This is a genomic window from Scytonema millei VB511283 (assembly GCF_000817735.3).
In the GTDB taxonomy this organism is placed as follows: domain Bacteria; phylum Cyanobacteriota; class Cyanobacteriia; order Cyanobacteriales; family Chroococcidiopsidaceae; genus Chroococcidiopsis; species Chroococcidiopsis millei_B.
This window is the reverse complement of record NZ_JTJC03000001.1, coordinates 915994-930002: the sequence shown is the minus strand read 5'-3', so window position 1 is coordinate 930002 and position 14009 is coordinate 915994. Positions and strand designations below refer to the sequence as shown.

Annotated in this window: 11 protein-coding genes; 8 read left to right on the top strand and 3 right to left on the bottom strand. The window is 44.8% G+C overall.

The features are described from left to right. Positions 1-127: 127 nt before the first annotated feature. Positions 128-478, top strand: a complete 351-nt coding sequence (locus QH73_RS04190; RefSeq protein WP_039715345.1) for a winged helix-turn-helix domain-containing protein — start codon at positions 128-130, stop codon at positions 476-478. A 163-nt stretch (positions 479-641) separates the two neighbouring features. Here QH73_RS04190 and glmS read toward each other — a convergent pair whose 3' ends face one another. Together glmS and psaC are read right to left on the bottom strand one after the other, a co-directional pair. Continuing rightward, entirely contained in the window at positions 642-2543 is a 1902-nt protein-coding gene (gene glmS / locus QH73_RS04185; protein ID WP_039715344.1) for a glutamine--fructose-6-phosphate transaminase (isomerizing), read from the bottom strand. Positions 2544-2998: 455 nt separating this feature from the next. Then, on the bottom strand, positions 2999-3244 hold the full coding sequence (gene psaC / locus QH73_RS04180) for a photosystem I iron-sulfur center protein PsaC (RefSeq protein WP_012411495.1): 246 nt from the start codon (positions 3242-3244) through the stop codon (positions 2999-3001). Positions 3245-4756: 1512 nt separating this feature from the next. Between psaC and QH73_RS04175 the strand changes: the two genes are divergently transcribed. The 7 genes from QH73_RS04175 to QH73_RS04145 all read left to right on the top strand — a co-directional run bounded on the left by QH73_RS04175 (position 4757) and on the right by QH73_RS04145 (position 12793). Beyond that, positions 4757-5986: a sedoheptulose 7-phosphate cyclase gene (locus QH73_RS04175; protein WP_039715343.1), complete on the top strand. Its 1230-nt coding sequence runs from the start codon at positions 4757-4759 to the stop codon at positions 5984-5986. A 2-nt stretch (positions 5987-5988) separates the two neighbouring features. Further along, on the top strand, positions 5989-6825 hold the full coding sequence (locus QH73_RS04170) for an O-methyltransferase (RefSeq protein ID WP_039715342.1): 837 nt from the start codon (positions 5989-5991) through the stop codon (positions 6823-6825). A 53-nt stretch (positions 6826-6878) separates the two neighbouring features. Continuing rightward, positions 6879-8297, top strand: coding sequence for an ATP-grasp domain-containing protein (locus QH73_RS04165; RefSeq protein ID WP_052290008.1), 1419 nt, complete (start codon positions 6879-6881; stop codon positions 8295-8297). Positions 8298-8418: 121 nt separating this feature from the next. Next, the gene (locus tag QH73_RS04160; protein ID WP_039715340.1) at positions 8419-9147 is read left to right on the top strand and encodes a DUF3891 family protein; all 729 of its coding nucleotides are present in this window, start codon (positions 8419-8421) and stop codon (positions 9145-9147) included. A gap of 105 nt (positions 9148-9252) precedes the next feature. After that, positions 9253-9729, top strand: a complete 477-nt coding sequence (locus tag QH73_RS04155; RefSeq protein WP_039715339.1) for an acyl-CoA thioesterase — start codon at positions 9253-9255, stop codon at positions 9727-9729. Positions 9730-9734: 5 nt separating this feature from the next. After that, on the top strand, positions 9735-10850 hold the full coding sequence (locus tag QH73_RS04150) for a S66 peptidase family protein (protein WP_039715338.1): 1116 nt from the start codon (positions 9735-9737) through the stop codon (positions 10848-10850). 236 nt (positions 10851-11086) lie between these two features. After that, the gene (locus QH73_RS04145) at positions 11087-12793 is read left to right on the top strand and encodes an OmpA family protein (RefSeq protein WP_132866606.1); all 1707 of its coding nucleotides are present in this window, start codon (positions 11087-11089) and stop codon (positions 12791-12793) included. Here QH73_RS04145 and QH73_RS04140 read toward each other — a convergent pair. Beyond that, positions 12790-13833: an ABC transporter substrate-binding protein gene (locus QH73_RS04140; RefSeq protein WP_039715336.1), complete on the bottom strand. Its 1044-nt coding sequence runs from the start codon at positions 13831-13833 to the stop codon at positions 12790-12792. The two genes, QH73_RS04145 and QH73_RS04140, sit on opposite strands and share 4 nt — an antisense overlap. Between the last annotated feature and the right edge of the window lie 176 nt (positions 13834-14009).

Genomic DNA, 14009 nt, shown 5'->3' with positions numbered 1-14009 from the left:
GAGGTGAGAGGATTCTAGACTTCTCACTAGCGCTCGCTGATAATTGACAACTTTGTACAGACACTACATGTAATGTCTCTACACTGATAACTGATAACTGATAACTGATAACTGATAACTAGAGCAAGTGAATCAAAAAAGTGTAGAAAAAATTCAAACAGCAACAAAATTTATTCTGTGGTTTCGCCACTGTTTACCTCAACCATTTCAACAGGTTGTGCGACCATATTTAGCTCAACCTTATCAATTAGCTTTAGAAATACTTGACTGTTGTAGCGGTGAAGAACCGATGACGGTAGAAACTATCGCTCAGAAAGTTGCCATTAACAAAAATACAGCGCGGCAAGTCCTCAGTGCTTTGAGAGAGGGAGGTTTAACATTTACTATCAGTGCAAATAGAGGGTGGAAGTGTTTACAGGTCAATCAGCAATCTTTACAAGCGATCGAGCAAACTTTGGAACGAGAATTAATTTCTTAAGTATTTCAAACTTGGGTGACAAATGCTGATAGAGATTGTCATTAGTCATTTGTCATTAGTCATTTGTCAGCGATCGCGTTCCAGTCAGAAATTCTTCAGGGCGCACAGATGTACGCCCCTGTCTGAGATTTTGTGCAGTTGAGAACGGCTAGCAGGCGAAATTCTATTCTACCGTGACCGATTTAGCTAAATTACGGGGCTGATCCACATCCAAGCCGCGTCTTGCAGCGATGTGATAGGCAAGTAGCTGTAACGGAATCACGGACAGAATGGGGGACAGAATTTCATCCACAACTGGGACGGGGAGCGTATCGTCAAATATTTCCTTGGCGTGTTCGTCGTGCATGGGAGCAACACCAATTAAGCGAGAGTCGCGGGCTTTCGCTTCCTGTACGTTAGAAAGAACTTTTTCATAAACGCTACCAGGCATAGCGATCGCCACAACAGGGACTTTGGCATCCAACAAAGCGATCGGTCCGTGTTTCATCTCTCCCGCAGGATAGCCTTCTGCATGAATATAACTAATTTCCTTCAATTTCAGCGCCCCTTCCAGCGCGATCGGATAATTAATTCCCCGTCCGATGAAAATAAAATCTTGCGTCTCAGTAAACTCATGGGCGAGTTCTTCGATTTGTTGCTCTTGCTGTTCTAAAATTGACTCGATCTGGGCTGGGAGTTGCCGCAGTTGCCCGATAATTTGCTCTAGTTGAGTCGCCGATAGAGTTTGTCGGCGATACGCCAGATCGAGAGTCAGACAGTAAAAAGCAACCAGTTGGGCAATAAAGGTTTTTGTGGCAGCTACGCCAATTTCAATTCCAGCCTGAATGTCAATTGTGTAGTCTACTAGTCGAGCCAACGAACTTTGCATTCGGTTGGTAATTCCCAGCAGGCGAGGACGAAATTGTGGCGTTTTTTCGGCACGGCGCTGCTTATCCATCGCGATCGCCGATAGTGTATCAGCCGTTTCACCAGATTGCGTCACGCCCACAATCAATGTATTCGGCATCAGAGGTGGCGGCGCGTAACGAAACTCTGAGGCATAGTGTACCTGTGTGGGAATTTGTGCTAACTGCTCCAGCAAATACTTACCCACTAAGCTAGCGTGCCAACTCGTGCCGCACGCTACAATCTGAACTTGCTCCAAGTCGGTGTAGAACTCTGCTGGTAAGCTCAGATTAATCGGACTGGTGGTAGATGCAGCAGTCCAATCATTGCTAATGTATGTTTCTAAAGCCATCCGCACGACACTCGACTGCTCGTAAATTTCTTTGAGCATGAAGTGACGGAAGCCTTGTTTCTCCATCGTGACGGCAGTACCGCTGAGCAAATGGGGATGTTTTTTCAGGCGATCGCCCGCAAAATTGTAAATTTCAATTCCCAGGGGTGTAAGAGTCGCCATTTCTCCGTTTTCCAACGGGACGATCGCGTGAGTGTAAGGCAAGATCGCCGGGATATCTGAAGCACAGAAAAACTCCCCTTGTCCAAAACCAAGCACCAACGGAGCTTGTTGTCGCGCCACCACAATTTCATCGGGATAATCGGCACACAAAAGCACGATCGCAAAGGCTCCTTCCAACCGATTCACGACTCGCCGCACTGCTTCGGTCAAAGGGGAGTAGAATTTTTCAGTCTCGCCACTCTGCCGCATTTGGTTCAGACATTCCGCTACCAAATTGGGAATAACTTCAGTATCGGTTTCAGTTACAAACTCATAGTTCAGCTGTTTTAATTCTTCTCGTAACTCTCGATAATTTTCGATAATACCGTTTTGCACTACAGCTACCCGTTTTGAAGCATCTAGGTGTGGGTGAGCGTTGTGTTCCTCCGGTTTTCCGTGGGTTGCCCAGCGTGTATGTCCGATTCCGACTAAACCAGGAATTTCTTGTCCGTTAAGTTTCGATTGGAGGTTGCGTAACTTCCCTTTAGCACGGACGCGGTGAACCTCGCCTTCCCACACCGTAGCGATTCCAGCAGAATCGTAGCCCCGATACTCTAGTTTTTCTAAACCCGCCAGCAAAATTCCGGTTGCTGCTTGAGTGCCGATATAGCCTACAATTCCGCACATATATGACTCCTTATATTCTTTAAAGTTTATGAGTTAATCAATCGGGTTTATTTAAAATTCACAAATAATTTCTCTATATTTATGCCATATGAATGTCGCTTCTGTACGAATTAAGCAGTAACAACTGGTTGACAGTTATCAGTTATCGGTGAAGAAAGGGTGTGGGGTGTGGGGGAATTTTGAATGCGTGAATGCGTGAATGCGTGAATTTTGAGTTGCTCCCTCAGCTCCCTCAGCTCCCTCAGCTCCCTCAGCTCCCTCAGCTCTCTTCTCCCCCTTGTCCCCCTACTCCCTGCTCCCTACTCCCTCATCAAAAAAAGAGGGTGGCTTGTGTTCTCCCCCCTCTGTATGCAGCTGGATTGTTACACGCAGCTAAAAAAGGCAATCGTCTAATGCTACTGGCTATCAAAATGTTGTTTTTTTATTTCTAGCTTCTAGAGGATTTAATTCAAACTCTAGTAAGCTAGACCCATGCTGCGAGTGGTTTCCGCACCGAGATAGACGCGAATGCTTAAAAAGTCGGTGGGACAAGCTGTTTCACAGCGCTTGCAGCCTACACAGTCTTCCGTGCGGGGAGAGGAAGCAATTTGAGCGGCTTTGCAGCCATCCCAAGGAACCATCTCCAACACGTCTGTCGGGCAAGCCCGCACGCACTGGGTGCAGCCGATACAGGTATCGTAGATTTTAACGGTATGAGACATGGAAATTAAGACTCCAACGAGCGTTTTATGTTGGCATAGACTCATAATCAAGGCTTAGTTTACCGTAGAGTCTGAATCCACTTCAGTAAAAGGCTACATAACTTTAAATTCTGTAATAGTAGGGAGCAGGGAGCAGGGAGCAGGGAGTAGGGAGACAAGGGGGAGAAGAGAGCTGCTCTTGAGCTGAGGAGGATGGGGGAGATAAAATAACTAACTGGTCACTGGTCACTGTCACCCTACACCCCCCACACATCCTATTTACTACTAGCCACTAGCCACCAGCCACTAGCCACTCTCTACTGACAACTGATTACATCTATCTATAGTTATAAAAGTAATAAATTGTGTGTTGAAACTAGTCAATAAAATTTTGGGAAAATATTTGGCGATCGCTCCTCAATTTTATGTAAACTCTTGTAAATAACTGCTGAGTTTGATAGAATTTATGAATAGGGTTGTATAGATAATTATGGTAATTATCGTCAATTTTCTGACAGTAAATACAACTCCTACTTTGGACTGAGGACAGAAATTTCGGCTTCAGTTTATTTTTGTGATGTAACGTGAATAGACTCACGCGCGCGAGTGCCTTGGCATAGCTGCGATCGCGTTAAGTGTGGCAAAGTCCATAAGGGAGCAAAACTTGCAATACAAGCCCAATGTTGAACTGAATCGATCTCCTCTAAATCCAGAGCAGGGAGTTAATTACGGTTGCAATCTCAAATGGAAACCTGGAGATCGAAGAGGTGGTTTGATAGCCATAGCCGCTATTCTTATTAGTAAAACTACTTCAAAACCAAGCATTTAGGCTTGCCAAAGCTCGGGGATTTCAGTATTTTGTACAGATTGTCAACCGCGATCGCAGATTCGGCAAAAAATAGGGTAACAGCAGTAAAATAAGCAATTCCAATCGGCAGTTTAAGCAATGTTTAATCGCCACATTGCAGCAAATTTTTTGTCTTCTATAAAGATTTGTTTTTGTCAAGGATTGCAAATAATCTTTACTTGCTGCTAATGTATTGTCAGAGTCATTTGACTCTCAAAGCGCAATAAAAATCTGCCGATGTTAGTCTTTCTCCTCCTTTTCTGCCCTCTGTATTCAGAGTGGGAAACATAATAGGGGATAGTTAACCTGGCTTTAGTAATGTATTTTTTGACCTAATAAGAGTAGTACCAGCTATGAAAGTGTAGCTGAGAGTAAAGGGGCGAACAGAAATTGCGTTAGCGTTCACGTAGCTTGCTTCTCCGAAGGAGTAGTGTAGCGTAGCGTTTAACTTAATGGAGTTATCGCCATCATCATTGACGCGAACTTATTAGGCTTTCTGTCATCGCATCCCCAAACACGGTGGCGAGTGGCTAGAGGCAACAGAAAAAAGTGAAGTCAAAAATTGGGTAAGTATTTACTACTGTATCCGATGTACTTTTGCTGAATTTCTTTTGCATCTACTTGGTCTTGCGGCGCTACATGCAAGTCGCTAATTTTTGTTGGACTAATTCACACAGGTAAAATTCATGAGCGAAGTACAAGCAAAGTTCACGGCGACTGAAACAGCTTTTCACGTTGAGGGTTACGAAAAGATTGAATTCAGCCTCCTCTGTATTAATGGTGCTTTTGACATTAGCAACCGTGAAATTGCCGACCAATATCAAAAATACGGACGCTGTTTGACCGTTATCGATGCCAATGTATATCGATTGTATGGCGAACAAATTGAAGCTTACTTTCAGCATTACAACATCGATCTGACCGTATTTCCTATCACCATCACCGAACCAAATAAGACGATCGCGACCTTCGAAACAATTATCGATGCATTTGCCGAGTTCGGCTTAGTCCGCAAAGAACCAGTCTTAGTGGTTGGTGGGGGATTAGTCACAGACGTAGCTGGTTTTGCCTGTGCTGCTTATCGTCGTAACTCTAACTTCATCCGCGTCCCGACGACCTTGATCGGTCTGATCGATGCTGGGGTTGCAATTAAGGTTGCAGTGAACCATAAGAAACTGAAAAATCGCTTAGGCGCTTACCACGCACCCAAACAGGTCATCCTTGATTTTTCTTTCTTGCGCACCCTACCTACAGCCCAAGTGCGTAACGGTATGGCAGAACTCGTAAAAATTGCCGTAGTTGCCAACGCTGAAGTCTTCAATTTACTGGAGAAGTATGGCGAACAACTTCTGCAAACTCACTTCGGTTATGTAGATGCAACTCCCGAACTTCAGGAAATTGCCTACAAAGTCAATTACGAATCGATTAAGACGATGATCGAGTTGGAAACTCCCAACTTGCATGAAATTGACCTCGATCGCGTCATTGCCTACGGTCATACCTGGAGTCCGACTTTAGAACTCGCCCCCAACGTACCGATCTTCCACGGTCACGCTGTGAATATTGACATGGCATTCTCAGCCACTCTCGCAGCAAGACGCGGCTACATCTCTACCCAAGACCGCGATCGCATCCTTGGCTTAATGAGTCGGATCGGCTTAGCCCTCGACCATCCTTTACTAGAAGGCGATTTACTCTGGCAGGCAACTGAGTCGATTATGCAAACCAGAGACAGCAAACTACGCGCCGCAATGCCCAAACCTATCGGTACTTGCTTCTTCGTCAACGACCTGACGCGGGAAGAACTGAACGCCGCTTTAGCCGAACACAAGCAACTGTGCGCGACCTATCCTCGCGGTGGTGACGGTGTTGATGCTTACATGGTACAAGAACCCGAACTTGTAGGGAGCGTATAACCATGACGATCGCACCTCAGAAAGAAAACACGGCAAGACCAGTTACGCCCTTGGGGATTCTGGTGCAGCAATTGCAACAAATCCTAGAGTTAGTGGCGCAAGAACAAAACATTTCTTTAGAGGTAGCTGCCAAAATTCAGCAAGTATGGCAACTCGCCGCAGGCATCGACCCGTATATCGAAGCCGTTTCCACCGAAGAGTCTGCTGCCCTCGCCGCACTAGCAAAAAAGACCTGTGCTGAACCTTGGGAAAAACGATTTTCTGACCAGGAAACAGTCCGCCAGTTAGAACAAGAGATGCTGTCTGGACATTTGGAAGGACAAACATTAAAAATGTTCGTCCACATGACCAAAGCCAAAAATGTTTTGGAAGTTGGGATGTTCACGGGTTACTCTGCCTTAGCAATGGCAGAGGCTTTACCAGAAGAGGGACGCTTAGTGGCTTGCGAAGTGGATCGATACGTGGCAGATTTTGCAATTGACTGCTTTCATGCATCTCCCCACGGAAGTAAAATTTTTGTGGAAGTTGCCCCAGCTTTGGAAACATTGCAGAAATTGGCAGCAGCCAAAGAGTCTTTTGACTTGGTATTTATCGATGCCGATAAGAAGGAGTACGTAGATTATTTCCACCTCTTGCTAGATGCAGATTTAGTACCTTCTGGAGGATTTATCTGCGTTGATAATACCTTGTTGCAAGGACAACCATACCTACCACCCGACCAGCGCACCCCGAACGGAGAAGCGATCGCCCAATTTAACCGCATCGTAGCTGCTGACCCCCGCGTGGAACAGGTTTTGCTACCGCTACGCGATGGTTTGACCGTTATCCGGCGTATATAAATCGGTAAAAGCAAGGCGTTGCCTTGCTTCTACCACAATCTATTACCCCTACCATGCAGATATTTGCAGTATTCCAAAATCTGGGAACGTTACTTCTACTCGCGATCGCCTTTCCTTTCAACTGTATCGTTGTCTTGACAGCGTTATTGTGGAATCTCGTCAGCCAGCCGTTTCGTGACAGGGGCATCTTGCCTGTATCGCAACCCAAAAACATTATGCTGACGGGGGGGAAGATGACCAAAGCCCTGCAACTCGCCCGTTCGTTTCATCTGGTCGGGCATCGGGTGGTATTGGTAGAAACGCATAAATATTGGTTAACCGGACATCGGTTTTCTAACGCCGTCGATCGCTTTTATACCGTTCCCGCACCGGAAAAAGACCCGGAAGGCTATTCACAAGCATTGCTGGCGATCGCCAAACAAGAAAATATCGATGTCTACGTTCCCGTCTGTAGTCCCGTCGCTAGCTACTATGACTCTTTGGCTAAATCAGTCCTATCTGGCTGCTGCGAGGTGTTTCACTTCGATGCAGAGGTGACGCAGATGTTAGACGATAAGTATGATTTTGCCGAGAAAGCGCGATCGCTCGGTCTATCCGTCCCCAAATCTTTCAAGATTACCAATCCAGAACAAGTTGTTAATTTCGACTTTTCCGATGCAGAACGTCCGTATATCCTCAAAAGCATTCCCTACGACTCGGTACGTCGTTTAAACTTAACTAAGCTACCCTGCGCTACACCATCACAAACAGCAGCTTTTGTCAACAGCCTGCCGATTAGTCCTGAAAAGCCCTGGATTATGCAGGAATTTATCCCAGGACAGGAATATTGCACTCACAGCACCGTCCGCAATGGGGAATTAAGAATGCACTGCTGTTGCGAGTCTTCGGCTTTTCAAGTCAATTACGAAAACGTTGACAAGCCAGAGATACTTGCATGGGTGCGTCATTTTGTCAAAGAATTAGGAATTACCGGACAAGCTTCTTTTGACTTTATTCAAGCTGAGGATGGAAACATTTACGCGATCGAGTGCAACCCCCGCACCCACTCAGCAATTACAATGTTTTATAATCATCCAGGCGTAGCCGATGCTTTTTTATCTGAAGACGCTACATGTAATACCTCTACGTCTAGGGCGGGTTTATTGAATTCTTCGTCGATCGACAATATTTCGGGTAAACCCGCCTCTACAATATATCCGTTGCAACCCCTACCAACCAGCAAGCCTACATATTGGACTTATCACGAACTCTGGCGGCTAACTGGAATTCGCTCTTTTCAACAATTACAGACCTGGTTTCAAAACATCTGGCGTGGGCAGGATGCAATTTTTGCGATGGACGATCCTTTGCCATTTTTAATGGTACACCACTGGCAAATTCCCCTCTTGCTTTTAGACAATCTCCGCCGACTCAAAGGCTGGATCAGGATAGATTTCAATATTGGCAAGATTGTCGAATTAGGTGGAGATTAAACCAGTGAATAGTGGCTAGTGGCTAGTGGCTAGTGACCAATCTACTACACCTGCACTCCACACCCTTTCTTCACGCACCACTCACTACACCCTTTCTTTACTGATAACTGATAACTGATATATGATTGCTAATCAAACTGAAACAGGTTGGGAAGTTATTTACCATCGCGCTCATGCGCTACTGGCAGCACAAATCGCCGGACACTGGCGACGTAAAGATTTTCCGCCACGGATCTACGAAACTATAGCGGCAATTTCCCACCACGACGATTTAGAAAAGGAATGGGAAGAAAATAGCCTCACACCAGCTGGTGCGCCGTTAGACTTTACTCTCGACACTAGTACCCATCTACCCAAGCTGAAACAGCATATCTCCAACGCACGCTATCGGGGACGGTGGGTGACAATGCTAACTTCTATGCATACTAGCTTTTTGAATGAAGGAAAACGGGGAGAGTCATCGGAGCTGGATGAGTTTCTCGACGAACAATTAGAGCTACAAAAGCAATATAGGAAAGAACTTAAAATTAGCCAGAAAGATGCTGAAGAAGCTTATGCATTTTTTCAGTGGTGCGATCGCCTCTCGTTGATTCTCTGTAATCGTCAATTACCAGTAGACGAACGCGCCTTAGAAATTGGTAAAGGACCAGATGGCGATCGCTACGATATTATTCAGTTGAAGGATGGCAAAGTTACTGTTACCCCTTGGTGCTTTGAAGAGAAGGAGTTTACTGTCAACGTAGAAGCCTCATACCTTTCCCAACTACAATTTGGTAGTAATGCCGAACTGACAGAGCAATTACAAACTGCGCCGATGAAAAGTTTGGAGTGGACATTTGTTAAAGTATGATTGCATATGGTAATTGGTCGTCGGTAGTTGGTAGTTGGTAGCTGCCATCAACTGCTAACTACGCACATTACCCATTACCTATTACCTATTACCCATTACTGCACAGTGAGTCAAGCACGAGAACAGTCCCCAACCAACCTACCTAATGTAGCCTTTACAGATTGGTTTGAATATCCAGTCCGAGTCCAACCCCATCATACAGATTATGCTGGTGTTGTTTGGCATGGTTCGTACATAGCCTGGATGGAAGAAGCGCGGGTAGAATGCTTGCGATCGATTGGGATTAATTTTGCTGACTTAGTCGCTTTGGGTTGCGACCTACCCGTGGTAGAACTCGCAGTACGCTACCATCGTCCGATCAAAATGGGAATGGATGCCATAGTCAGAACCCGTATGGCGGATATGGAAGGCGTGCGGATCAATTGGGACTATCAAATCCAATCTCCCGACAGCCAAGAATTGTATGTAACGGCAAGAGTCATATTAGTAGCAGTCGATCGCGAAAAGGGTAAAATTATGCGTCAATTACCCCCAGATGTCGAGAATGCTTTCACTCGGCTAGCTGGTACGCCAAATCGCTAAGCTCAATGTTCCCACGCCGTCAATTTTTCAGTCAAGTTCTCAAAACTGCGATCGCTACTGCTGGTATTGGTACTATAGTTGGTTCACCTGTATTCGGACAAGGGAACAATTCAAAAGTCAAAAGTCAAAAGTCAAAAGTCAAAAATTCCGAATTCCGAATTCCGAATTCTCCCATCAAGCCAGCCAGACTCAAACCCGGCTCCGTAGTCGGAATTATTAGCCCTGCTGGGGCGACATTTGTGCGGGAAAATTTAGATATTGTCCGCGATGCTGTGAGAGGATTGGGGTTAGAACCGAAACTTGCACCTCATGTCTTGGATCGCTACGGTTACTTAGCTGGACAAGACCGCGATCGCGCTGCTGATGTAAATCAGTTTTTTGCCGACCCTAAAGTTGCTGCTCTTTTGCCGATTACAGGTGGGTGGGGTTCTAGCAGAATTTTACCATATTTAGATTACGAATTAATTCGGAAAAATCCCAAAATTATTGTTGGATTTAGCGATATTACTGCTCTAATTTTAGGGATTACAGCTCGAACTAATTTAGTCACTTTTCATGGACCAAATGGCTTCTCTTCTTGGAATGCAGAGCAAACAGATTATTTCCGCCGCATATTATTTGCAGGCGAATCTTTAGAGTTTCAAAACTTAAAAGATGGCAGCGATACAGATCGTTTGATGCAAGTCAAATATCGAATTCAAACGATTAATTCCGGTCGTGCTAGAGGGAGGTTGTTGGGAGGAAATCTATCTGTGCTATCGGCAATTGTCGGTTCGCCATACTTGCCAAATCTCGATGGAGCGATTTTATTTTTAGAAGATATTGGCGAAAATATTTATCGGCTCGATCGCATGATGACACAATTAAAATTAGCTGGAATCTTCGATAGACTAGCAGGTTTTATATTTGGGCAATGTCCTAATTGTACTCCAGATGCCGATTACGGTTCTTTAACTTTAGAGGAAGTGATTTGGAACCACATTCAACCATTAAAAATTCCCGCTTGGTACGGTGCGGCGATCGGACACATCGACACTATTGTGACACTACCAATCGGTCTAGAAGTTGAAATTGATGCCGCAAAAGGAATAATTCGGATGCTGGAACCTGCGGTTGTATAAGCTTTACATTACCAAAAATCATTTATAGCCATTCTCAGTTGAATGAGCTACGTATGTCTGTAGGGGCGCTGTGCGCCCCTACCCATGTATTACACCTGCATGGGAAACGCTACATTTAAAATATTATTTGTAACATATGTATCAAAAGGAAAAAATAAAGATTGTTAGAGGATTGATTGCATAAATTTCATCCTTAAGCTTTAATTCTTTATTGCTATATTTTCCTGTTATGAAAAATGAAATCTACTCCAAAACAATATCATTCTATCAACTGTCAGAACTGCGGTCATATTAATTCGATCGCCTTAACTCACTGTCAAAATTGTCACGCTCCTCTCAATCGCAATAAAAAAACTCCTACTCGATCGTTTACGATGAATTGGTCGGTTGTACCATTAATTGGAATATTAGCGCTGGCGGGAATACTCTATTTGGTCTGGAAAACTCGTAGCTTGCCTGTACAAAAAGCTACCAACACTAATTCTATTTCCACTGGCTCGGAAAATACTTTGAAACAAGAATATACGCCATTGCTAGCTAGCGGCAACTCCTTCAGCGGTTACAGCACTTTTCGGAGTCCAGAACTGCGACAAGCACTGAAAAAATTGGGCATTGACTGGCGCTATCAACTCGGTATGGATGAAATGCATTTCTCCAAACAAATCGAGCAGTTAAATCAGGGAAAAACTGACTTGGCATTTTCGACGCTCGATGAATTTCTGCTGCAAAAAGTTAATGGTAAAGTCGTTGGATTGATCGATCGCACGATGGGGGGAGATGCAGTTATTCTCAATACCAAAAAATATCCAAAATTGCGATCGCTACAAGATTTAACCCAACTCGTTCAACAGCAGCGATCGCAAGGTAAACTGTTAGATATTGCTTTTACTGGCAACAGTCCGAGCGAGTATCTCGCCTTATTACTGAGTGCCAAATTTGAAGAATTTCAGTTAAGCGATTTCCAAATCCGGCGAGTAGAAGATGCTGCCGATGCGTGGAAACTCATCCAAGATCCGCGACAAAATGTAGCGGTAGCTGTTGTCTGGGAACCATACGTTACTCAAGCGCAAAATCAGGGATATACAGTAGTTTTATCGAGTGGCGACGCTCAAGGGGCGATCGTAGACGTAATTATAGCTTCCAATCGCCTGATCCAATCTCAACCCGACAAACTTTCCGACTTCTTAGCTGCATACTATCGCCGTGTTGATGCTGACATGCGCGATGCTTCCCGGTTGAAACAACAAATAGCTCAAGATGGACAACTATCAGCAGAAGATGCGATCGCCGTCATCCAGGGAATTAAGTTTTTTACCGCAACTGAAGCTCAATCCTGGCTGACTGATGGCACTTTTGAAAAACGCATCAACTCTACAGCTGCAATCTTGACACTAGCAGGCAAAATGGAGCAAGTTCCTACCAATCCTAAAAACCTATTTACTCCCCAGTTCGTCACTCAAGCCGCAAATAACACCCAAACACTGATCGATTTGATCCGCGCAGATAACCCAACACTAGCTAGTAAACTGGCAGGTCAAGAAATAGCACTTACCCCTCGTAAATTCGATCGAAATTCATTGACAACCGCGCCTAACATTGGCAACTTGCAGGTGAACGGGAACGTGAAATTCGCCTACGATTCGGCAACACTCACACCTGAAGGCAAGCAAACATTAGATCGCCTAGCAGCAGAAATGTCTGATTTCAACGATCGCACCGTCGCCGTGCGCGTCATCGGTCATACATCCAGAACTGGCTTAGCCGCACTCAACCAAAAACTCAGCCAACAGCGATCGCAAGTCGTCGCCAATTATCTCAAATCGCGCTTGAAGCTTCAGATCGTTGCTGAGGGTAAAGGCTTTCGCCAACCCCTATCTGGAATTTCACCCCAAGATCCGCGCAATCAAAGGACAGAAATTCGCCTCGTGCGCGTTGGGACTTAATTCGGATTCTGTGCTGTCTTGACAAACTTTGGTTCGATAAACTTTGACATATCAGGAACTTTTTCAATCTGGTTCTGGCTGGATAAAAATTTAGCCATAGACTTCATTGAGTTTAATATGTAAAACTCGCTTTGCGAGTTAGTAAACATTTCGATATTCATAGCAGCATCGGGAAGTTTAATTCCTTTCAAATCGGCGGCAAGACTATCAGGTGTTGTCTCCAAACGCTTAGCTGCGATCGCTAACCCTTCTTTTGGGTTTTTATTGAGGAAGTCTAACCCCTGAAGTATACCGTTAACAAATGCCTGTACTGCTTGAGGATTAGCTTGAATAAACTTCGCGTCAAACACGTATAGATCGCTAATTGCAGTTGGCATCTTTGCAGAATCGTAAATAATTCGTCCGTCTTTCTGCGCTTGATTTGCTGTTTGTAAAAAAGGTGCGTAAGATACAGCAATCTCAATCTGTCCAGTTTGATAAGCTGCCGCTGCTGCATCTGGCGTTGTGCTGACAATTGTAATATCCTTCTCGCTCAAACCTGCTTCAGCTAGGACTTGCAAGAGGAAGAAATGGCTGACAGAGGCTCTTTCCACTGCCACTTTTTTACCTTTAAATGCCTTGATGTCTGTGACGCTGTTTCGCGCCAAAATTCCATCCCCACCTACCGAAATATCTTCAACTAAAACCACTCGAAAGTCTTTGCCTTTACTCGCAATCAAAATTGCTTCTGAAGTTACGGGAGCGAGAGCATCAAGCCGTCCAGCGATAAAAGCAGCGTTAGAATCGGGGTTAGAGCCGAAGATTTTTGGCTGCAAGTCAAGACCTGCTTGTTTAAAAAAACCTTTTTCGAGTGCGATATGTAGTGGTGTTAATCCAATCCAGTTCAGAATGCCAATCGTGGCTGAGACGGTTTTTGGAGAGGATGTTTGAGCCACCGTGTCACTCCCAGATAAACCCTCATGTAAAACGAAACTTCCCGCCGTCCCTGCCATCATCCACAGTGCATGACGGCGAGACCAATACTGATTCATCTTTGACATAGTTGTAGATTGTAACTAACAACAAGCTGCGATCGATTGCTACGGTCGTTTGGTCGTTCTGAAAGACAAATGTAAAGATGCTTGAGTTGTTCGGATGTAGAAATACAGTCAAGCATATTACTACCAGCAAGCCGATTCGAGCAAGTCCCTGTCAAGCAAGTCAAAAGTTAAAAGTT